General features: G+C 37.9%; 17 protein-coding genes and 4 pseudogenes. 5 read left to right on the forward strand and 16 right to left on the reverse strand.

Going from position 1 to position 23,306, the window contains the following annotated elements:
* Positions 1 to 11 precede the first annotated feature (11 nt).
* From NYE25_RS12090 to NYE25_RS12100, 3 genes are all read right to left on the reverse strand, one after another.
* Entirely contained in the window at positions 12 to 671 is a 660-nt protein-coding gene (locus NYE25_RS12090) for a helix-turn-helix domain-containing protein (protein ID WP_042190416.1), read from the reverse strand.
* A gap of 488 nt (positions 672 to 1,159) precedes the next feature.
* A complete protein-coding gene (locus NYE25_RS12095) occupies positions 1,160 to 7,570 on the reverse strand; it encodes a phosphodiester glycosidase family protein (protein WP_341145990.1) in 6,411 nt (2,136 codons plus the stop codon).
* 116 nt (positions 7,571 to 7,686) lie between these two features.
* Positions 7,687 to 8,598, reverse strand: a complete 912-nt coding sequence (locus NYE25_RS12100; RefSeq protein WP_076284497.1) for a LysR family transcriptional regulator — start codon at positions 8,596 to 8,598, stop codon at positions 7,687 to 7,689.
* Positions 8,599 to 8,761: 163 nt separating this feature from the next.
* Here NYE25_RS12100 and NYE25_RS12105 point away from each other — a divergent pair, with 163 nt between their 5' ends.
* Positions 8,762 to 9,511 carry an SDR family NAD(P)-dependent oxidoreductase gene (locus tag NYE25_RS12105; RefSeq protein WP_076299525.1) on the forward strand — a complete coding sequence of 250 codons (750 nt, stop codon included), beginning with the start codon at positions 8,762 to 8,764 and terminating at the stop codon, positions 9,509 to 9,511.
* A 60-nt stretch (positions 9,512 to 9,571) separates the two neighbouring features.
* Here the strand turns inward: NYE25_RS12105 and NYE25_RS12110 are convergent, their stop codons facing one another.
* The gene (locus tag NYE25_RS12110; protein ID WP_042190426.1) at positions 9,572 to 9,862 is read right to left on the reverse strand and encodes a MazG nucleotide pyrophosphohydrolase domain-containing protein; all 291 of its coding nucleotides are present in this window, start codon (positions 9,860 to 9,862) and stop codon (positions 9,572 to 9,574) included.
* A gap of 94 nt (positions 9,863 to 9,956) precedes the next feature.
* A pseudogene (locus NYE25_RS12115) lies at positions 9,957 to 10,220 on the reverse strand (cyclic-phosphate processing receiver domain-containing protein); the annotation flags it as partial.
* 146 nt (positions 10,221 to 10,366) lie between these two features.
* On the opposite strand from NYE25_RS12115, the gene NYE25_RS12120 reads away from it, so the two are divergent.
* From NYE25_RS12120 to NYE25_RS12130, 3 genes are all read left to right on the forward strand, one after another.
* Entirely contained in the window at positions 10,367 to 10,930 is a 564-nt protein-coding gene (locus NYE25_RS12120) for a helix-turn-helix domain-containing protein (protein ID WP_076284496.1), read from the forward strand.
* A gap of 296 nt (positions 10,931 to 11,226) precedes the next feature.
* Positions 11,227 to 12,474: a CynX/NimT family MFS transporter gene (locus NYE25_RS12125; protein ID WP_340971763.1), complete on the forward strand. Its 1,248-nt coding sequence runs from the start codon at positions 11,227 to 11,229 to the stop codon at positions 12,472 to 12,474.
* 252 nt (positions 12,475 to 12,726) lie between these two features.
* Positions 12,727 to 14,469: an ABC-F family ATP-binding cassette domain-containing protein gene (locus tag NYE25_RS12130; protein WP_076284494.1), complete on the forward strand. Its 1,743-nt coding sequence runs from the start codon at positions 12,727 to 12,729 to the stop codon at positions 14,467 to 14,469.
* 272 nt (positions 14,470 to 14,741) lie between these two features.
* On the opposite strand, the pseudogene NYE25_RS12135 reads toward NYE25_RS12130, so the two are convergent.
* From NYE25_RS12135 to NYE25_RS12145, 3 genes and pseudogenes are all read right to left on the reverse strand, one after another.
* Positions 14,742 to 14,837: pseudogene (locus NYE25_RS12135) on the reverse strand (sporulation transcription factor Spo0A); the annotation flags it as partial.
* A gap of 212 nt (positions 14,838 to 15,049) precedes the next feature.
* Positions 15,050 to 15,385 carry a M15 family metallopeptidase gene (locus NYE25_RS31290; RefSeq protein WP_445667128.1) on the reverse strand — a complete coding sequence of 112 codons (336 nt, stop codon included), beginning with the start codon at positions 15,383 to 15,385 and terminating at the stop codon, positions 15,050 to 15,052.
* A 13-nt stretch (positions 15,386 to 15,398) separates the two neighbouring features.
* Positions 15,399 to 15,596: a hypothetical protein gene (locus NYE25_RS12145; protein WP_076284493.1), complete on the reverse strand. Its 198-nt coding sequence runs from the start codon at positions 15,594 to 15,596 to the stop codon at positions 15,399 to 15,401.
* A 222-nt stretch (positions 15,597 to 15,818) separates the two neighbouring features.
* On the opposite strand from NYE25_RS12145, the gene NYE25_RS12150 reads away from it, so the two are divergent.
* The gene (locus tag NYE25_RS12150) at positions 15,819 to 16,613 is read left to right on the forward strand and encodes a hypothetical protein (protein WP_341145991.1); all 795 of its coding nucleotides are present in this window, start codon (positions 15,819 to 15,821) and stop codon (positions 16,611 to 16,613) included.
* 428 nt (positions 16,614 to 17,041) lie between these two features.
* Here NYE25_RS12150 and NYE25_RS31295 read toward each other — a convergent pair whose 3' ends face one another.
* From NYE25_RS31295 to NYE25_RS12185, 8 genes and pseudogenes are all read right to left on the reverse strand, one after another.
* Positions 17,042 to 17,257, reverse strand: a complete 216-nt coding sequence (locus tag NYE25_RS31295) for an HNH endonuclease (protein WP_076284490.1) — start codon at positions 17,255 to 17,257, stop codon at positions 17,042 to 17,044.
* Between the two features lie 331 nt (positions 17,258 to 17,588).
* Positions 17,589 to 17,732 carry a hypothetical protein gene (locus NYE25_RS12155; RefSeq protein ID WP_341145992.1) on the reverse strand — a complete coding sequence of 48 codons (144 nt, stop codon included), beginning with the start codon at positions 17,730 to 17,732 and terminating at the stop codon, positions 17,589 to 17,591.
* Between the two features lie 44 nt (positions 17,733 to 17,776).
* Positions 17,777 to 17,923 carry a hypothetical protein gene (locus NYE25_RS12160; RefSeq protein ID WP_179283815.1) on the reverse strand — a complete coding sequence of 49 codons (147 nt, stop codon included), beginning with the start codon at positions 17,921 to 17,923 and terminating at the stop codon, positions 17,777 to 17,779.
* Positions 17,924 to 18,127: 204 nt separating this feature from the next.
* Positions 18,128 to 18,250, reverse strand: a pseudogene (locus NYE25_RS12165) (tyrosine-type recombinase/integrase); the annotation flags it as partial.
* Positions 18,251 to 18,320: 70 nt separating this feature from the next.
* Positions 18,321 to 18,908: a hypothetical protein gene (locus tag NYE25_RS12170; RefSeq protein ID WP_341145993.1), complete on the reverse strand. Its 588-nt coding sequence runs from the start codon at positions 18,906 to 18,908 to the stop codon at positions 18,321 to 18,323.
* A gap of 407 nt (positions 18,909 to 19,315) precedes the next feature.
* Positions 19,316 to 19,441 (reverse strand): annotated as a pseudogene (locus tag NYE25_RS12175) (sporulation initiation factor Spo0A C-terminal domain-containing protein); the annotation flags it as partial.
* A gap of 544 nt (positions 19,442 to 19,985) precedes the next feature.
* Positions 19,986 to 22,271 carry an nSTAND3 domain-containing NTPase gene (locus tag NYE25_RS12180; RefSeq protein ID WP_341145994.1) on the reverse strand — a complete coding sequence of 762 codons (2,286 nt, stop codon included), beginning with the start codon at positions 22,269 to 22,271 and terminating at the stop codon, positions 19,986 to 19,988.
* Positions 22,272 to 22,317: 46 nt separating this feature from the next.
* Positions 22,318 to 22,965, reverse strand: coding sequence for a restriction endonuclease (locus tag NYE25_RS12185; protein ID WP_341145995.1), 648 nt, complete (start codon positions 22,963 to 22,965; stop codon positions 22,318 to 22,320).
* Between the last annotated feature and the right edge of the window lie 341 nt (positions 22,966 to 23,306).

The following is a 23,306-nucleotide window of genomic DNA, read 5'->3' on the forward strand; positions in this document are numbered from 1 at the left end:
TGAAACACACATTATTTATAAGCACCCTTTATCTGTTGTACTTTAAACTGCGTAAATTCTTTGAGCGCTTGTATGACCTGATCCTGTTCTTCTTCCTTCAGCTCATAAACGCACTCCCGTAACCACTCGCCAAATAGAAAGGCTTGACGCCCTTTCCGAGGGCTCTTTCTTAAGGAGTCGAGGCAACCCTCAAACTTATCGTTCAGGACGTCGGTAAGATTGTATTTCTCAATCTTCTCTATTACCATTCCTGCCCCATATTCCGTTTCATAAACTATGACTTCATTAGAATCAAAGGAAACGTAAGATGTTTCTTTACCTTCCTTTGCCCTGAATTCCTTAAGCTTGTTAAATGCCGTCTCATAAATGTAGTCCTGAGACTGTTTAAGCTGTGGCAGCTCATAACCATGCTTTAAGGTCTTGATATATTCAATATCTGGCATATAGTCTGCCAAATGATACATCCGATTCTTCAGATCTGTTCCAAGTGCTTCGATGATCTTGTCCAGATTGTCTTTTAGCGGAATGCTCTCTCCACGCTCGATCTTGCTAAGCTGTGAGTAACTTATGCCGCTCTTTTCTTCCAGTCCTCTTAAGGTTAACCCTCTCGTCTTTCTGATGTGCCGAATGAAATTACCCAGCTCATCGGGATAGTTCTCAAAATCATTCATGGGAGTCACCTCCCTACTATCATAACACAACATAACAATTTGTGTTGGCTTATAACAATTAATACTAGTAATTACTTGCCTCTGAAGGGTGATTCTCAGTACAAAAAACCCAATATAATACTAGATTTCCAAAAAATCGGAGAAGACTTGATACTCATCTGTCAGGCTCTGGATTGTAATCGTTGGTTGGGAATTACAGCGTATCGGACCGAGGAGATCTTATTAAGCTGATTTATGCCATTTCACTCAGCTATCGGACTCAGATGCAACTGTTCATTTAAATATACTACGGTTCGGTGCAAAAGTATGACAATAAGAGTTATGATGTCCGAAAACTTGGAAAAAGACCACCAAAAAGTTGAAATAGCTGCAATACAGTCCATAATGATCCCAAACCATCTACTGTATGCAAACCATTGTGTGCTTCCAGCTAATCCAATTTGTTAAAAAAACAGCCAGTCCCAACAACCTGGAACTGGCCATAATCGTTACTCCAAAACACTCAACAGATTGAGGATCATCTGTGCACTTTCGGCACGTGTGCCGTTTTGCTTCGGAGCAAATTGCCCTACAGCACGTCCCTGCATCAATCCAAGTCTGTACACCTCGCTGATAGCCTCTTGAGCCCATTGTGATGCAGTGCCAATATCATTAAATGCTGAAACGTTAAGACTAGCTACAGATACGCTGTTATTGGCGTATGCATATGCACGAGCCAGCATCGCTGCCATCTCTTGACGAGAGGTCTTGGCATCCGGTTCAAACAGTAAAGCGGTCTGACCGTTAACAATTCCAGCTTGTTTTGCTAACCCTACTGCTTCTGCATACCATTTATCAGCAGGTACATCAGTGAAACCAGCTACTGCTTGACCTTTTAAGCCAAGCGCACGGACTAACATCGCTGTAAACTCCGCACGTGTAACCGCACGGTTTGGATCGAAACGATCCACAGCTACCCCCTGTACAAGCTGTTTTGCCGCAAGCTGCTTCACAGCAAGGTAAGCCCAGTGATCCGGTTTCAGATCATTGAATGTTTTGTCATATTCTAATACAACATATTTACTAAAATGACTGACAGCAGCAGATAGATAACCATTCATCCATGTACTGCTCATATACTCCAACTTACCGGCATCATCCATAAAATAAATACCCAGTAAGCTTTGCTCTACAGTCGCACCGACCTTATATGAAATCGTGATCGGCTCTGCAAACTGTCTTAATGAGAAGGACTGGCCATTTTCTGTGAGGATGCTGAGCGACCATTCTTGCAGATCACTTTTCGCTCTCAATTGTGCTCCAGCTAGTGTACCTGCACGATCCAACAGATCCACGGCTGTATTACTAGCTAAAGTGTTCAACCGTAGTGAAATCGTACTCTTGGCAAGAGCCTCAGCTGAGATTAGCTTACTAAGTTCTGCCAGTACTGTAGCAGGAATCGTAACGGATAAATCCTGCATAACCACTCTAAGCGGTGCGCGTCCAAGCAGTTCAACCACATTGCCTGGCAAAAGCAATTCCGTAACCGATCCGTCAACAGAAACCACAACTTCACCTTGAGCATTCTTGTTCTCTGACAGTTGAGAGGCTGTTATAGTTACTACACCTGTTTGTGCAGATGCCGACGGAGTTGGTGTCGGTGTAGCAGTTGGCGTTGGTGTTGGCTCTGGACTTGGTGTTAGTTCCGGTGTTGGCTCTGGGCTTGGTGTCGGAGTCGTACCTGGCGTGCTCTCAGTCACTGTCAAAATATATTCAGTGCTGAACCCCTTATAAACAGCGCTGACTTTTGTTATACCAGCACTCAATGCATGAAGCTCCCCATTCTCACTAATCATTGCAATGGAATGATCAGATGTATCATACCTTACTCCCTCGACCAATTCTTGCTTGCTTCCGTCACTATATACCGCCTGAATAACAACGGAGCCTTTATTTCCCTGTTCCAGCGAATCCGGCCCTTTTATCGTTATTTCTGTAAGAATAGGAGCCTCATCATTTGTTACGACGAGACTATACTCCGAGGCGAACTCCCTGTAGGTTACTGAGATCACAGTAGAGCCTTCCTGATGAGCCTGGACCAAGCCCTGTTCATTGATTGTAGCAATATGCTCATTCGAGCTGGAATAATGAAGTCCATCCAATATCGGGATTCGTTTACCGGATGCATAGACAGCTTCGGTGACTGTCTGGTTGACCTCTGCTGGTTTAAGTTGTCCTTTGCCCTGAAGCTTAATCGCTTGCAGCGCATCTACAGTTATCTTACTTTCCGCAAAAATATTCGGGTAACCTGCCACTGTGACTCTCACCTTAGCTGTCCCTGGTTTTAGCGCTGTAACCAAGCCATTTCCATCTACGGTAACTACTGATTCTGTCGTGTCAGGAACGATGGACCAAAGTTTTGTCAGATGATTAGCCTCATCCGGCACTACCTTAGCTTGCAATTGCAGACTAGCACCAGGCTCAAGCTCAACAGCTGTTTGATCCAGCTTAATGGATTTTGGAACAAAATTTCCGATCACTAAACGGTCAATTTCTACACCGTCTACCGTTCTTGCCGTAACCGTAATCTCGTTCTTCCCAATTTCAACAGCCGTATAGATTTGCTCATCTTCATCATATATTTTTTCCTGCCAAAAACGTGGCGTCAGCGCATAGAACTTAGGACCGGAGGAACCGCCGATAACATATCGTGTGCCTTCGCCTTCTGCTACCTGCTTACCATCCTTCATTGGAAAAGTTCGCAAGTAAATATGATCATGGCCGTTCATCACTAGATCCACATTATGCTTATCAAACACCGGCACCCACTTTGCTTGCACCTGTTCATTCGAATAGATGCTGCCATAGGGCCCTTGATGGAAAAAAATCACCTTCCACTTTTTATCTGTAGCAGATAGATCCTGATCCAGCCACTCTGCCTGTTCAGTGAACGGAGCACCTGAATGCTCTGTATTCATAACCACAAAATGTGTATCCTGAATGTCAAAAGAATAATTCGTACCTTTTACGCTCGCCGCACCGTTTTGCGGGTTATTGAATTGCGCCAGATAATCCCCATCGCCATTGGTTCCCATCACTTCATGGTTCCCAATAATCGGAACAAGCGTGGTATTCATCAGCTGCTTTTGGGCTGCATCAAACCACCAGTTCCACTGCTCTTGTTCAAAGCCTTTATCCACCATATCTCCAGCGTGGACCAGCATTTCAGCATCCGGCATATAGGCAAAAGCAGCCTCTATCGTATTGCCCCAAAGACTAAACCCCGCTTTAGAATCTGCTTGAGAATCTCCGATAAACAAGAATTTTGTAGAAGCGCTCTCCCCCCCGCTTGTAACGAAGGTTCCTTGCTCACTTACATTTGACTCCCCATCCCCCACACGATATACATATTCGGTTCCAGGGATAAGCCCTACTGCCTCCGCTTTATGAACTCGCATCGTTCCATCATTGTTGGTGTTGTAAATTGAACTGTTGCCAGTAATTTTCATTACATTCGCGGCTTGAAAGCTTGTGAATTCTGCCTTTTTCACCAATTCTACTACAGTATTCACGGTTAAAGGTTCTGTCTGCCAAGTAAACTGGCGAGAAGTCGCTGCATCCTGGCCCATCGTAACATTAACATTACGCGGGGCAGCAGTACCGTCATATGGAGCAACCTTGAACGTCATTACAGGACTATAGGTATTTCCTTTTACCGCCTGCAATTTAAAAGTTCCTTCTGCTGAAGTGACAAAGCCAGTAGTAAGTGTCCCACTTCCCTCTGAAGTTGCGCCTTGTACCTCCAATCCATCGAACAGCAGCTTCGCACCTTCAACAACACTTCCGTTCAGATCTTTTACCGCAAAAGACGCATCAAAGCCCTTCGCAAGATCATAATGGTTCCAAGTGAGCATCAACTGTGTCTTTACAACAGATTCAACAGCCGCTCCAATAAAAGAAATAGGAACCCCGGTACCTTCTGTCGAAGTTACAGATCCGGATGTATTTTCAATTACAAAAGGTTTGCTTGTATCCCCAGCGAGCTGCTCCTGAGTAAAGGGACCCACATAATCATTTCGAACCGTATATTGAATTTGTCCGATGAGATCCGTATCTCGTAGATTGGAGGAATTGATATTCGTTAGGTTAAGACGCACAGTGCCCAAAGCTGGATCAATGATTGACTCCATTTGCGTTTCTGATACCTTATCCCCTCGAATTACCTGCAAATCTTTAACTGCAGCCGGATTAAAAGCAAACGTAAGATTTCCTTCCTTCAGCTTGCCCGCCTTCTCTGCCGTTACATCCAAAGTGTAAGTGTTCCCGGCATAAACGGCTTCTGGTGTTTTGTACACATAGAATGGAGAGCCCAAATTCACTGTGAAATACCATTCTTTTATCGTCTGGTTACCGCTCAAATCGCGAATGGCAACTTTTACTTTATGACGGCCTTCTGTAAGCGGAACCTTTGGTTTATAGGTGATTTGACCTTTTGGAGGATAAAAGCCATGCTCCACTAATTGATCGTCAACATACACACGTGTTTTGTCCGGATCGATTAAGGTCGTTCCCGGATGCACCACAGGATCATAACCATCATCCTCACCATTAACGGAAAGGGTCGGTGTAGCTGTTTTGACAATTTCGTTCACGCCAGGATAGGCATCTTTAAGCACAGGAGGTGTTCTATCCTCCTCTATCGGACCATAAATGGCACGAATATCATCAACGTAAATAGCTCCCGCACTCTTGTTAAGATTGCTTGTCTCCATATAGCGGACAGGCATATCCATCGTTAACGGGGTGGTTTTTCCCTTAGGCACGGATACTTCGACGTATTTCCAACCCGTCCAGTTCACACCATTTACCTGATCGGTAAAATCCACGGGCACTGCCGCATTATTGCCATCACGAATTTGTCCCCGCAGCCAGTGCTTTTTGCCATCTCCGTAGATCCACATACTGATTTTCTCAGGATACCCCGGAATCTGAATCCGATTGGCAGTTGAGCTTGCGGCTAAATAAGCACCCGATGTGCCTGTTTTATTAACAAAATCATATTCCAGCTTTAAGGCTTTATCCCCATTACGGACAAAATCCTGATCTGTCACTTCCTGAATTGCCACACTGTTAGCTGCTGCACTGGAGGCAATATATTTATCAATGCCATTCTCAAAATCCTCCAGCATTACAGGCGGCAACCCCACATTTACTTCAAAAGAGGTCTGGGCGTCCCCGTACTTAGCATAAATCTTCCCGTTCTTCCCGTTTTCACTCGTCGCTTGAAACAAACCCTTCTCGTCCACACTTCCGATCTCGCCCTCAACCCGCCATTCAAAACTATGGTTGTCAGCTTGAATTACCTGTCCATTACGTAGCGCCTTCACAGTTAATTGCGCAGCAGCACCTGAAGAATAAGTTTTGATCTCATCAGGAAACCTAAGGTCTGTGAGCTTATCCACGACTTCGATTTCCCCACTGCCTTTGACTGCCCCAGCCTCTACAATTACCGTTCCTGTGCCGGCAGTGGTTCCTGCGGTGAAGACTCCGTTCGCATCGACAGTACCAAGGTCAGCGTCCACCTGCCAATTCAGCGTACCCGAATAAGGTGCCGGATGGCCGTTCTCGTCCATTCCTGCTGCTTTGAACATAAAGCTGGAGCCTTGCAAAATACGTTCCGCATTCGGCTGCACAACCAGCTTAGAAGCTGTAGATTGCTCTGGGGCTGTGTTGACGACCAGCAAACCGTTGCCGGTTTTACGTTCATAGCCATCAGAGCCCTGATTCATCATTTTGACACCAGATGCACCCGGCATTCTGGCCACAAAAGTAGAAGAGCCGCCACCATCCAGATTCATGGCGTTCACTACGCCCATATCCTTCAGAATGTTGCCAAGCTCATCGGTATCTACGCCCTCACTAAAACCTGGCGATCTTCCATCCACTTCGAATAAAACGAGACTTCCGTCCGCTTTTGTCCCAATGGCTGTACGCGGATGAATTCCTAAAGGTCCAACACCTTGTTGAACTACTCCGTCTTTTACCAGCGGCCCTTCGCCGCCAATGGCTACCTTCACATCATTCCATTCTCCGCTAAGCGCAAAGGCCGCAGTAACGTTATCACCAACCGATAACCCCTGCAGAACAGCACGAGACGTTCCGTTAGCAGACAAAACTACTTTTCCTTTGGTAAGCGGCGTATTGCCTTGATTGTTGCGAATCTCAGATACCTTCAGCTTCAAGGTCTGACCGCTCTTCACTTCTCCCTCGACAATATCTAGAACAACCTCGTCACCCTCATTGGTCGACTTTGTAGTTGTATTATAATCTTCCGTATAAAGAACCAGCTCATTCGTATTTCGATAACGGTTGATGCTGGTTAAATTAGTTGTTTTTCCATTAATCGTTACGTTCTTGGTCAGCTCCGGCACCCCATAAATCGAGCTGCCATCTTCTTTTAAACCGAAAGTAAAAGCTGAAATCGAACTGTTCAGGATTACACCATCATCCATAAATAATCCATTTGGAACACCCGTGGCAAAACCGGAGATTTCATAAAAATCACCGTTAATCCCTGCGATCACCCGGTTTCCAGGCGAATCCGCATAAGCGGCCATTTCTGTAACACCCTTCATACCGTATACCTTTCCATCCTTCGTACCTGCCCGCAGTTCTAAATGGCCTTGCCCTGGGTTGAACTCCACTGCATGTATCTTTTGTAAACCACGTTCATTCTGAAGATCCATCCAGGTGTACATCGCCCCAGGTGCAAGCTCTGTTTGCCGTATATCAATAACGGTTCCGTAGTTTGTTGCTGGTAGATCAGAAATGGAAGCGTGAACAAATACTCCCGGCTGCAACAACGAAATCAACAAAACAAAAATAACTGCCACATTAATTTGCCTTAGATACCTTCTCACTGTGTTGACATCCTCCCCACTTGGCTGTCCTTATTACGATCTGAAATGGACAACATCATAGGGTTCATATTAACTAGGAAGCGTAAAGGTTAGATAAAATCTACCAAGGCATACTGTTAACTTCTTCTAATCCCCTCCTCAAATTCATGTTTCAACCTGTTGATGAATCTTCTGACCGTTTTCGATCCTTGTTTAGAAGCTGAAACAATGGACCCCGGAGTATTATGATCTGGTGATCGTAGCTCGATCGTCTTCATGATCTTCTGAGAACCCTCAAATGTTTTTAGAAAAGAATAATCCATCCCAATCGTGATCGCGAGTCCTGACGCAACTGCATTATCAATGGCACGGGTGTTATTGCTTGTAAAAAGAATATTCATCGGCCCAACTTTCAGTAAATAACGCTCCACAAAGTCCTGTATGTAATGATCATCGTATAAAACCAACGTCTGGCCTACTAACTGTTCGGGCGTAATTATTGTATTTAAAGCTAGTGGTGATTGAGGATGTACGCCTACAACAATCTTACCTTCCATTAATTCCTCGAATACGACCCCTTTATGTTTCTCTGATAAGCCCTCTGGCGAGACCATCAGTCCGATATCCATTTCATCCTGAAGCACATTATCCAGAATTTCTTTAGGCCCCTTTTCAAAAATCTCTATTTTCACATTTGGAAAATCCGCTTTAAAACCGGATATGACCTTCACGATTAAATGCATGGGTCCCGGAATCGTAGCAATCTTCAAATGACCACTAAGCGCATCGCTGTAGATCTGTGCTTCAGCTTTTAATTCATTTACTTTCATCAAGACTTCATTTGCTTTGCCGATAATGGCTTGTCCCTCTGCTGTGGGAACTGCTCGTTGGCCTCGCGAACGAATGAACAAAGTAACTCCAAGCTCCGCTTCCAGCAGTGTTATGGACTGGCTTATGGCAGACAGGGTGATATGACGATTCTGAGCAGCTTTGGTTAGTGAACCAATCTTTGCGACTTCTACGATATTCTCGCATTGCTCTAAATTCATTTGAATCACTCCCTAAGTTAATATTTACTTAACACCTATTAAATTTACTTAAATTTTAATTAATTTAGACAAGTGCTACAATGTAAATAAGTTAGTAAATAACCTTTTCACCTTATGAACCTATATTTCTAGTATAACTATATTTCTCGAGGAGGAGTCCCAAATGACAGACAAAAGAGTAGCCGTAATTACAGGTGGAGCCAGTGGAATCGGGAAACAAACCGCAATTAAATTTGCTAGAAAAGGTGATCAAGTGGTCGTTGCCGATTTCAATCAACAATTAGGTGAAGAAACGGTCGCACAGATTATCAAGGATGGTGGCGAAGCTATTTTCGTCAAAACGGATGTTTCAAAATACGAAGAGGTAGAAGCACTGGTTGAGAAAACCGTTGCCACATATGGAAGAATTGACGTTATGTTCAACAATGCCGGGATCGGCCGCGTCACTCCTGTACTAGACCAAGACCTTAAAGATTATCATAGTGTTATTAATGTCAATCAGCATGGTGTTGCCCACGGTATTATCGCAGCAGGTAAAAAAATGCGTGAGCTCGGCATCAAAGGGGTCATCATCAATACAGCTTCTGTATTTGGATTCCTAGCTTCCCCAGGTACATTCGCGTATCACGCTTCCAAAGGTGCGGTCATTATGATGACTAAATCCGCAGCACTTGAAATGTCCGTTCATGGCATCCGCGTGCTTGCCGTTGCTCCAGGTGCTGTAGATACGCCAATTATCCAAGGATATAAAGATCAAGGAATGGTCGACCAGATGAAGAGCAAAGTAATGGGTAACAAATTAACATTGCCTGAACAAGTTGCAGACACTGTATACTTGCTCTCCTTGCCAGAAGCTAGTGCAATTAACGGTAGTGTTGTAATGGCTGATGAAGGTTATGCTTCATTTAAATAAAAAATTATAGATCAAAAAATCCAAGGCTTCCCGAGCGGGATGTCCTTGGATTGTTTTGTATTACTCCCATGATCTCTGTTCATTGATTTCCAGCTTACGTTTAAATGCCTGCTCTAGATCAATATCCAGTTTATTGGCTAGATCAAAAATATTCCACACCACGTCGTACATCTCAAATCCCAAGTTTTCTTTCTTCTCTGCACCGGGGTCGAAGGATACGGATAGCACCTCTTTGGACAATTCCCCTACTTCAGTCATTAAGTACAGCATTCTCTGCTCAATGGAGCTCGTGTCAAAACCTTTGGTTTCACTGAACTTCTTCACATACTGTTGAAACTCAGATGTATTCATTTCGTTACGCCTCGCTTTTAGGGTATAAAGTTATGTAGTAATTAGGACATCTTTACATGAAGTATAACAAATCTAACCTCTGAATCCTCTTTTATCAATCTCCACTATACTTATTAACTGTTATGGGATAATAATAAATTTCTATATCCTTATTTATAAAACTTCTTCGTTGAGCAGCCAACAAGGTCTCGTACATATTCATTCTGCCTACAGGATTATCCGTATGTTGATAAATTTTATTTGCTCTTAAACCATGCTCACAAAAGTATTTCACAAAATCATACCCATTCTTCAGCTCATTTCCCTCAGTGTCTTCACCTAGATCATGGTCAAGCGAAAGAATATTCACTTCATTATTTTCAAAAAGTTTATTTGATGGACTATGCTTTGAAACTTAATTTGAACTAATACAAATTTCAGTTAGGATGACAAACTGACTTTGTAATGAATCCTGAAAACTAATATACTTAACAATATATTTGCTACGAATGAGGTGGAAATCAAGTGGAAGTTGATGATCCAAAACAAATTATATTACAGGTTGGCTCAACACTCAAAAAACTTCGAAAAGAAAAACAACTGAGCCTTGAAGAATTATCAGAACTGACGGGTGTGAGCAAACTTACCCTTGGAAATATTGAACGCGGAGAAACAAATCCAACGGTTGGAATGTTATGGAAAATCTCAAAAGGCATATCTTTACCGTTTATGGCTTTGTTCTCATCAGAAAATCCTGTAAATCTTTACCGAGCCGGTGAAGGACTACGATTTGCTAGTGATCAAAAGAATTGGGTCGTTGAACCAATATTTAAAAATGCAAGCCATGATATCGAAATGTACCGTGCATATTTACAACCTAACAGCTCTTACCATCCGGAAGTTCATCATATGAATACAACCGAAATTGCGACGGTAATGACAGGCACCATTACCATTCATGTTAATGAAGAAATCTACACATTGAATCAATATGATTCGATTAGTTTTCGTGCAGATGGTTCACATTCATATTCAAATCATACGAACAGCGAAGTTGTTCTACATATCACCTTAAAATATGGAATTTAATATTCGGAAAATTCCGGTTTGTTTTATTATCAAATTACACAAAGAATCTTCATTCAACGAGGATTCTTTGTGTAATTTTTTTGCTCATTTTAAAAATAACTAATTAAAGATTAATGAATATAAAGAAGTTGAATTCACATTAATATATTATAATATACCAGTTGTTATAATATATTAATTATAATATACTTATTTTATTCGCGCGAATGGTTGAGATTTTAAAGATCAGAAGAAAAGATAAAAAGATAGTACAAGTATTGATTTATTTTTAAGATAATTATGTAGGAGGAGACATCATGAGTTCGCAAAACCAATTTATTAATAGTAAAGATGAAACATCAAGTCATAAAAACCACATGCAATCTGCAAGATGGATAATTATACTGGGGATTATTGTTATTGCGGCAAATCTACGTGCTCCCCTAACCTCGGTTGGACCTTTAGTAAGTCTCATCCGGGACAACACTCATATTTCCAATACTTTAGCAGGCTTGATCTCCACAGTCCCTCTGCTTGCTTTTGCCTTGTTATCACCTTTTGTGCCTAAATTAGGTCGAAAGTTTGGAGCGGAACTCATCATTCTGATTTCCCTCATTTTTTTAACCATTGGCATTGCTTTACGTTCCCTAACTGGAGCGGTTAATTTGTATATCGGAACGGCTATCATTGGATTTGCAATCGCAGTGTGTAATGTATTATTGCCGAGTCTTATTAAACGGGAGTTTCCTAAACAAGTTGGTACGATGACAGGTGTTTATGCCATTTCCATGAATCTATGTGGCGCGATTGCTTCTGGTATTAGTATTCCTCTTGCAGTTGGATTAGGTTTGAAATGGCAAGGTGCGTTGGGAATCTGGGGTATTCTAAGCATTGTATCCATAATTTTTTGGTTACCACAAATGAAATATCGGACGAAACAAACTTCTGTTGATGGCAATAAGCAGGTGGTCAACAATCATATGAATATATGGCGATCCCCGCTTGCTTGGCAAATCACCTTGTTTATGGGGATACAATCTACAATATTTTATGTTCTAATTGCATGGTTACCTGAAATCCTAAAACATCAAGGCATCAGTTCTAGTCAATCGGGTTGGTTTCTCTCAATTATGCAGCTGGCACTACTTCCATTTACGTTTATCGTTCCTATCATTGCTGGGCGCATGTCTAGCCAACGTTCTTTAGTTGCCATTACATCGACTCTGCTTTTGATTGGAACACTAGGATTAATTTACGGGAGTCCAAGTATGATTCTTTTGTGGATCATTATACTCGGAATCGGAGGAGGTTTCGCTTTTAGTTTGTCCATGATGTTTTTCAGCTTACGTACAGTTAATGCACATCAGGCTGCAGAACTATCCGGTATGGCACAATCCATTGGATACCTGCTTGCTGCAATTGGCCCGGCGTTAATCGGATATTTGCATGATGTAACAAACAGTTGGACCCTTCCACTCTTCATATTAGTTGGCGCATCTGTCTTACTCTTTATATTTGGTCTAGGTGCTTCTAGAAATCAATTCGTGGGCCCTACTAAATCATAAATTCATAATTTAAAGTAAAAGAATTGGGCGAGCAATGATTTGGGAATTTTAGATTCAATCAAAAAAACACTCCTTTATTGGATTTTCCGAACCCAATAAAGGAGTGTTTTTTTGTATATCAAGCTCTTTTATTTCGAAATGATTGAAGTTGTTTGTAAACAGTGTTACTCTATCAACGGTAAACTCAAAATCTTATGCTCCTCAATACATCTATTAATAGTCACTATTTTAGTTATAAAGAAAGGTAACACTATGATAAAAGTTGATAATTTATCCTTCGCATTCCCGCAAAAAGAACTATATAAAAACATTTCATTTACGCTTGAAGAAGCACAACATTGCGCTTTTATAGGAACAAGTGGCAGTGGTAAAAGTACACTGATCGATATACTGATGGATCCTGAAAAATATTTGTTCGAAGGCAAGTTAGAAATTGACCCAACCTGCAAAATTGGATATGTAAGTCAGTTCTCACAAGTAGACAGAACTAAAGAAACAACCGTTTTTGAATATATAGGAGAAGAATTTATTAAGATACAAAATGAAATAACAGCTATTCTCACTGAAATGGAAACATCATCAGATATTGATTCATTACTCGAAAAGTATCAATTAGCTCTAGATGCCTTTGATTTAATGGATGGAAATGATTTTGAAAGCAATATTAATAAGAAACTAAATTTAGCCAACCTTTTGAAGCTAAAAGATGCTAGGGTATCCGATCTAAGTGGTGGGGAATTCAAGCTTATTCAAGTGATGAAGGAAATGCTGACTAGTCCAGACTTAATGATTATGGATGAGCCCGATGTATTTTTAGATTTTGAAAACCTAAATGCACTTAAAAATCTTATTAATGCTCACAAAGGAATATTGCTAGTTGTTACGCATAACCGTTATCTATTGAATCATTGTTTTAACAAAATTATACACCTTGAAAACATGGAGATCCAAGAGTTCGATGGGCGATATATTGAGTATAACTTCTCATTACTTCAGACGAAAATTGAGTTACAAGAAATCGCAGTCGCTGAACAAGAAGAAATTGAGAGATACGATAACATTATTGATAATCTTAGAGCGATCGCAACCTATAATTCAGAAGCATCTAGAGGGAGAGCGTTAAAAGCTAGGGTTAAGTTTCAAGAAAGATTGGAAGCACGAAAAATTAAAGCGCCATTCGTTGATATTAAGCAACCGAAAATCAGTTTTGGTGTGGACAATGAAATTGAAGAAGACATCACTGTTTTAAATGTGAATAATTATAGTGTTTCCTTTGATGAGTTGATTTTAGAAAATGTTAACTTTGAGATGAAACCTACAGATAAAGTAGCCCTTATCGGTCCAAACGGTACCGGGAAAACGACTTTACTCCGAGATATCTTTAAAAATAATCATGATTCAATTGAAATAAATGCTGATATTAAAGTAGCTTATCTTTCTCAGCTTCAAGACGAAGTGCTAAAGGATTCTAATACCATACTAGAAGACTTCATCGATGCTGGGTTTGCAACTTATGACGAGATTAGAGCACATCTTTCAAACTATGGCTTTGAAGGAGAAATTCTTAATCAAAAGATAGAATCTTTATCTGGTGGCGAAAAAAATATACTGCAATTGGCAAAAGTTTCTGCTAGCAAAGCAAACTTATTGCTTCTTGATGAACCGACAAGTCATTTAGACACCTATACACAAATCGCACTGGAGAAAGCCATTGAAGACTATAAAGGTGCGATTCTCATGATTTCTCATGATTTCTATTCTGTAGTAAATGGTATGGATTATGTATTAATCATTGACGATAAGACGATTAGAAAAATGAGTATGCGAAAATTCAGAAAGATGATTTATGCCAGTCATTTTGATAAAGATTATTTAGAAAATGAACAAAATAAAAAAGCAGTTGAAATGAAAATAGAATTAGCTTTAAAAGACAATAATTTTGAACTTGCAAAAGGTATGGTTGACGAGCTAGAAGAGCTGATTAAGCTGCTTTAAAAATTACAATCCTCTGGTGAAAAATGTCTATAAAAAAGACACTGATGAATAAGATCTCAGTGTCTTTTTACTGCATTGATTTGTTGATAGCTCATGCCGCAACATACTGCCTAATACAAAAAACAAAACCCAATAAACCATATAGGTTTATCGGGTGAGATGGAAAAAATTTATCGGTTTCAAAACAAGTTTATTGGCTCTTATATACTATACTGACTGTAAACACCTACCAGCAACCTACAATTCCTTACCACGCACTGTCCCTAACCCTTTCAACTAACCTTATGCTCAATCCGCAGCTTGTCGGCTACCATGGCAATAAATTCCGAGTTAGCAGGCTTAGATTTGGAGATATTAATAGTGTAGCCCTTATGGGGTAAGGGATTTCACATCTTGGTTATGTTAATTGTTCATAGACTTTATTGGCATACGGTTAGACATTAGTACGCAAAATTGTTTACATATTTTATTATGTCGTAAGCATCTAGAGTTAACAATGACATTACATTGTGACTATACTACGTAGCCAGATATAAATAAAAAAAATAGGTGCAATGCATTTTCGCATCACACCTATAAATTAGCTGATATACAGCTTTTTATTAACATTGTCCCAGCTTACCTTATGACCTAGTGCTTTCAATACACTAATTGGAACATAGTTCTCATTATCTTTAATAAATCCGTTATGTACACTATTATCTTTAGTTAGAACGTCCTTAACTGCTACCACATTATCATCCTCTTTTTGAACTGATTTATCTGGTTTCGGACTAATAAGAGCATAGGCAAAAACTATTTGTGTTTGAGTTGGCTGTTTACCATTACGATAATCTGCAGTAGACAGTCCAAACGTCAATTGAAAATGTGGATAATCTTTAAACGAAGTCCAATCTCCGCCCCATTCGAAACCCAACTTTTTTGCCTCATCAGTACCGCTTTATCAGTTCTTCCTCAAGGTATTCAATAGACTTAGATTCTTCCTCGCTAGCATAGTGAATAACTAACAAATTCATTTTATAGTTCCTTTTGCTCATCTGATTTTTACCGATCTTTTTATCATGTGCTTCAGGAGTGGCGTAATGAATAACAAGTTTATATTCGTTCTTGTTGGTTTTTTTAGTCATATGAAACGTTCTCCCTCGTAATTGCATATAACAATTATAGCCAGGAGATTAAAATCTAAACTGTGGTGATTACTGAGAACTAATCAATAAAGTATATGAAATAGACACATATATTAAAGCCCCTGAGATAATCCTCAAGGGCTTTAATATTACTCTTTAGTTTTAGATTCGGCTTCCATACACTCCATATTATTCCAAATATACCACAAAGGAGATTATGTTATGAAGAAATGTTTAATGTCTTTATTCTCTTGTTTACTATTGTTCAGTTTATTCTCAGCTACTGTGGGTGCTACAGCAGTGAACACTCAATATCTTGAAGAAATACAAAGTATTCAAGATAATCTTATCAAGAATTTGGAACAGGCTGATGTTGACAATACGAAAGAAGCAAATCAAGCAATCAATTCATTTTTTCAAAATAATCCTGTGAATGAATCCTTAATAACGGATTACTTTGTTAATACAAACCAAAAAACTGTTCTTCCAGAAACTGAAGCTGATAGCGACATGGATCTCAAAAGTTATTTAAGAACTAACATTGAGAATGGAAATTTCAAAGAACATATTATCTCAGATAATGTTAAAATTACATCAACTGATTCCCCATTCTTTATTGTCGAGACAGTAACTGATGATGAACAAGTCATTGATAGTGCTTTATTATCGAGCGATATGGCTAAATTAGCAGCAAGTCAAGCAACACCAACAAAAACATATACTCTCGATGTTAAAAGTATACTGGGAAACACAATTTTTTCAATTAGTGTACAAGGGTACTTTACCTATAATGGTACAGCAGTTAATCCTCATCTAGTCGATGCTTGGTATAACAAAGGCACTTTGTCAATTTGGCAGGTTGACGATTGGGAAGAAGGAGTTACCTATGAAATGACTGGAAAAGTGAGAATTTTCGGAAAGGGTAAATTTCATTTCGGACTTGAAATCGCAGGTTATGGACTAACTGTTCAGGATAAATTTTATAATGTATTCCAAGAAGGCGATAAAAGTGGATGAGTACTTTGGGATAAAACTGTCAACTAAAAAACAATAGAGGAGAAAAAATGATTAATTTTCTAAAATCAAAGTCTTTCCTTGTATCGACAGTACTATTCAGTTTAATATTTATTATTAATATTGCAGTAACTGATTCATCAACTGAAGAAATTGCTCTCGCTGTACTTAAATCATTATTGGCTGGAGTAATTTGTGGATTCGTATTTGGCGGAATTCTCTACTTAATACAGAAAAGAAATAAAAGAATTTATTAATACTAATGGAATTCTATGGAGTAGTTAATTTCATGGAAAAAATCAGGCACTATACAGTAAATTCTGTAACGCGCCTGATTTTTTATGTATGTTTAATGCTCTCTCAAGTTTAATTATCTTTAGCTTTTTCAACTTAACCATGTTTATATATATCTTAGTAAAACAAAAAATTTATTAACTTTCCAGATATCTTCTAAAGTCAATTTTTAACCAAATATGTATCTTATTAATCCGATCCTCAGTATAGCTTTTGTTGCTTTCATTGTACCAGTCCTCAAAACAGAATTTCCATTTTTGGCTGTTGCAACTATAACAAGCTGGTACACAGTTGGATAAATCGTTTGCTCCATCGTCGTTCACATGTTCTTTGTGTAGATCATGTTTTTGCATGGTAGCGCCTCTTGAAATATAATGATCATCTGCTTTTAATCCAGAGTAAGCACACGAATTATCAAAATAATTATTATAATTTTTAGCAGTCCTTTTATCTCTATATACCCTTAACCTATCCTTGTTTTCCTTTGTCCATTTCTTAAACTTTCCATTAATCCTTCTGTTTTCGAACTAATTCTTTTTCTTATTTTTTCTTGAGAATCGTGTTTCCTTACGCTTTCTAAATGCTTGTCATAGTTCGTTATACGCCACTCCAAACCTGTGACAGTTACAGTCTCACCGTTTATTCTAAGTGTGTTCTTTTCGACTCCCTGCCCAATCCCCATTACTACATTTGCTTCAGACTTGGGGACCTAGAAATGTGATGAATCATAACGTAATTGGTGCGACCAGCGGCTTCAAGTGCCTTACGCAGCTCTTTTGCCTCTCGTTTCTTTGCTTCCTTTTCAGGGTTCGCTTTAAATAGGCCCATTTTATGTAATCTCCTTCGGATTCATTTTTTAATTAGCAGTGTTATTATACTTTGCTTAATTGCGGTTCTGTGTAATATTTAATTTCACCATGCTTTTCTAACTTTACTGTATACCAGTTATTACTATAGGCATAAACCTTTCCTTTACCATCTGGCGTTGTAACATTTTCACCAACTACATATCGATTCACGTTTACACCCTCCAATTTTGTTAAGAAGCCATTAATATTTAACTATTATTTTGAGTAAATAATCGTTATATTATAGAATATTTTCATTATTTCACCACATGAATAGTTCGAGAGTATGTAAGTTTGGTTTCAGATGGAATAGGATATAAAACAACAAAAAGACAGCTAATTCTAAACAATAGAGTTAGCTGTCTTTTTGAATAATTATATATCCATACTAGCCAGAGGACTATGTAGTTGATATTTCCCAATCTCTTCGTCTGAAAAATCAAGATATGCATTTTGAGTAACCTCCACTGAGGAATGACCTAATATTCTACAAAGACTCAATTCCCCTTTAACTCTTTTAAGTAAACCTTAAATTTTCACAGGCATTTTCAGAATCGCATTCATTTAATCAGTATTTTTTAAGCTCAAAAATAGTTGCCTCTGATAACAAGATAAGCCTATCGTTATTAACAACAAAAAAACTTAAAGGTATTCCAAGGTTTGTAGAAGGGTCACTTATATTTATTACTTTTACTACATCATTTATATTTAAGTCTGGGATATCTATTTTATATAATCTATATAAAGAGTCAGAGTTATAACATGTCGCTGTAATCTCATATAATGGGTTTTTTAGTTCATATTGATAAACACTATAGTTTTTAAGTCCTTTTGATGAAAAAAAGTCTTTTTTGATGATAATTTCATCTCCAATAAATTTTTGCCCTGTTGGATATTCAGAAGCATCATTATATGAATTTGCAAATCCTAAAAGCTTCTCAACTTTCCAAGTTCCATAGAAATATTTTTCAGTTTCACTATTCAAATTTATACTTTCTTGAGCACAATATACGGATTTGTTTTTTGGAATAATAGACTCATCCGTTTCAGATTTAGGCTCACTAGAAGTATTTGGATTTGATGTCATTTCAACATTTGCACAAGCCGATGCTAGCATCAACATTATCATAATACAAACCAATAATATTTTTTTCATATTCCACACTCCCACTATTTTTTCAAGTTCATATGTCTCCTTTTAGATAAAATATTTGTTTTATCAGATGCTAAATTGTTCCAATAGATAATCTCTATAATCAACTCTATTGAAGAAAGTTAACTGTTCATCTGCTTCTAATTCATTTTACACAAGATGTGTTATAAGATATTCCCTGCGAAGTACAATACAACATAAAATTATCAATCTGAAATTAAAAATCAGTCATAAACAAACACTCCTCCATTGGATTTACCAACCCAATAAAGGAGTGAAATTTATACATATACAAATAAGAAATTGATTGGCTTTAAATTACCCAAAAAGAAGTTTATAGGCAAAATCGTTTCAGCCTAAACACCTACCAGCAACCCACAATCCCTTACCACGCACTGCCCCTAACCCTTTCAACTAACCTTATGCTCAATCCGCAGCTTGTCTGCTACCATGGCAATAAATTCCGAGTTAGTAGGCTTAGATTTGGAGATATTAATCGTGTAGCCGAATAAATGGCTGATGGAGTCGATGTTGCCACCTAGAGCCGTAAGGGCTTAGGGGGATTTTGCAAACCATATACTTTTCCCATCTCACATGGTATTTATAGGTTTTATGACCTGAATTTATTGGTCTATGGATATTGTATTATGTGATGAATTTGAACACAAGTTTAAAGCCTATAAACTCATTAAATTAATAACTCGTATGCAAGAGCAGACCTATATATTGAGCTTAGTAGAAAGGAGGTTAAGAGAACTTCTGCATCACCATAGGAAGTGTTATTTCAATCATAGTTACAAGTATGCAAAAAACACCTTACTCTAAATGAGAAGGTGCTTTCGTTACAACGTATTCGGATTTATGAGTAATTCCTTACTGATTTCATTACTCAACTTCCACAGGATTTTATGTCCTGTGCGTCTGCCTGTTTCGCCAAAGTGTTGATAACACTGGGTTTTTCAGTGATTGTCGTTTCTAGCCACACAGGACTGATGTCATGAAATTCGGTCTAAATTTTGGTAATTCTGTGTGCTACATAAAGATACTTTATTATTATGCTGCGGTCAATCAATTACTTAATCATAATTGATGTAGTAAAGCACTAAACATATTATCTATTTTAATATCAATATCGAGGTCATTATTATTATTATTAACAACGGGTCGTAATTTAGATCTTTCTACCGATTCCTCTTTTTGTTCCAACTCATTTAGCATTTCTTTTAAATCGTCCATAGCTTTATCCATAGTCCCATTAAAATACTTTTCCACCTCATTTAATTCATCCATTAGAGCAAGAATTTCATCCTCATTTTTAGATATTTCGGATATATCTATATCTACCGCATCTGCGACACTTCGATCGAAATAATCCTTGTGTTTCGAGAGATATTTCTGGAAATCATCAGGAAATAATTTACTCAGTTCTATTAAACCCCTGACATCACTTAAACAATTTATACAATCCATATATGAATCGAAAAATTGATAGGTATCAATTGTTAAGTGTAACTGAACGCTTTTAATAACATCAACCAAGGTCTCACGTTCATCAAACTCAAAACTCTCTAAATCAATCGTTTTAAGCTTATTTGATATTAATTCATTTAAATCAGAATTACTATAATCATAGTAATCGTGAAGATAAATCAATTTTTCATTGATTGATTCCGAGACAATGACTTCTCCATTACTATCAAGATAGATCATCTTATCAAATTCTCTTATTATTTTATCTTCAAAAAGATTCTTTTTATCACGCATATCAATCTTATGTGAAGTATCTTTTTTGGAATAATAATACGCTAAATTTTTTTTGTTATTATATACTTTGAAAAGATTAAACATGAAATTGAAGATATTTAAATTTCCAATCAATATCACTTGCAATTGTTTATCTCTCTCAATGTAATGAATTAAGAAATCTCTTACTGATGGATTTTGAAACTGGAAGAGAGTAGCCCCCTTATAATTTTTATAAATCCTAACAAAGGTATTATCTAATTCTTTAAATGACTTTATGAAATCACCTCTACTTGCAGCTGTGAAGTATAGGTTTGATTCTTTTTTAATCATATTAAGTACCGATTCAATTAATAGTTCTTCTGTTACAGCACCATTGCTTAATGTTAAGAAATATAAAATATACCTTGACAATTCACTTATTTGGTTTTCAAAGGCTGGTTGCCAAATTTCGCTTGGATTTTCTAGACTGGTTAAGATTCTTTCTACATACACTTCTGATGTTACTAGTTTAGTATTTAATCTTAATGTTAAAGATTCAATAACTCGAGGATTATAGTTTTTATGATTTATTATTTTGTTGTAATTTTTCTCTCTAAGTACAGCATATTTAAAATTATTTGGAATACTTGAAAAAAATAAATGATTATATAATATTTCTGCTTTTACTACTTTTGTATAAACCTCTATATCAAGAATTTGATTTGCCAAATTAACGTCATTTCTGGATAAAACCTCAAACTTATAACGAGCTTGATTCAAGATATACTCTCTTGTTGTCATAATTAACTTTTTATCGTTACTTCTTTTTACACGTTCCATAAAACTGTAAAGTCTCTTGTCTTCATTTTTTGCAATTGATTGCTCAAAGAAATTACTACCTAGAAAATCATCATAAAAAAAAACTTGTTTCTTTTCGTCCACCCAAACATTATAAGCTTCCTCAATATCCTCTGAGATTTCTACCACTTCAAAATCTTCAGCTATATATTGATAAACTAACATTTTCGCTAATGTTGACTTCCCCACTCCTGGATTTCCGGAAATAATAACAAAATTGTTCTCATTGAGGATTTTTACTGCATCAAAAAAACTCTTATTTTGAACAAATAATTTAATGTCTTCTTTTATATTATTTGTAAGAAAATTCGAGCGGTTACTTACACTCGCGTGTAGTAACTTATTCATAATACTGGTACTTGACATCCATAATTTATAGTGTTTTTTTTCAATATCGCTATATAAACCAATTAAGTTATTGAGATCATCTTTCCCATAAATATCAAATGTGTTTACTATATATGAATTAAATAGCTTTTTAATATCTGTTTTATTTTTTGGGGTTAACCCCGCAGAAGTCACAATAATATACCTTTGAGGATTTAGCATTGTTACTTTTAAAACCTCTTTTTTCAAATTTGCAAAAAGTGATTTATAATCACTATATCTTTTGCATTGTATGACTATATTTTTCTCATCGTTGGATGACCAACGCAAATCAATACCTTGGTCTTTTCCCTCTTTAAAGCTTTCAAACACTATTCTCAAGTGTTTTTGTAATAAATCTCGACTTAGCTCTTCAAATTCGACAGGAGATAAATTAGAAAACTCATATTTTATCATATTCTCACCTTTAAATAGAATAATTAATAAAGTAAATATATCAACTTCACTTTCCCATAACCTTCTTTACATACTTCTCAGCCTTGTAATCTTTTCGAACTTCTCCGAGTACACCACTATTCGCTTCTGACCACGACTCCAGTATCATCCTAGGCTCCCCTTCGATGATGTCACGTGCCGCTATGATGTCACCGATTCTGAACGCCTCAATCACGTTTATTAAGTCAGCACGATCTAGTAGCTTGACATGGTTGATACCAGCAAGCGTCTCACCAGGCTCCGTGAACTTGGTTGTAGCGATCACAATGGCTCTCTTAGCTTTATAGTATCGCATACAAGAGAAAACCTCCTGTACAGCGCTGATACCCACTGGATTGCTAATGGAATATCGCTTTGCTTGAACGACATTCCTGACACCTTCACGATCAGTGAAAACAACATCCGCCCCGAAATCACGGCTCCCTACAGTCTTATAGACTCCTGAATAGCCCAGTTCCATGAACAGCCTATATAGGTACATTTCAAAGCCTGAACCATCTTCCATTTTATCTATTTCAGCTATGGAGACAGCTTTTATATCATAGTTCTCTTCGGTAAAAGCTACTGATCTCTTTTGTTTACGTTGATAACTCAAGAGTAACAAACCAAATACTACAATCACTACAACAATTAATACAGACAAAATATATACCATTAGGGCTACCTCCAATTACAAACTAGTAAAATCATACCATATCCCTCTTGGAAATATATCAATTTATTGGATTATTCGACATAACAAAAGGGCAGTCAAAGACTGCCACTTTTCTAGAGCAATACATGCTCGTTCGTTGCGTATATTACAAAATTCCAATTAAATCGTATCTATAGTTTTAGATTTGTTGATGTTAATCGTATAGCTGAATAGATGACTGATGGAGTCGATGTTGCCGCTTAGAGCCGTAAGGGTTTAGGGGATTTTTCAAACCATATGCTTTTCCCATCTCACAAGGTATTTATAGGTTTAATGACCATAATTCAGATGTCTGTGAATAT

Origin of the sequence: Paenibacillus sp. FSL E2-8871, from assembly GCF_038000345.1 — a bacterium.
GTDB lineage: Bacteria > Bacillota > Bacilli > Paenibacillales > Paenibacillaceae > Paenibacillus_AQ.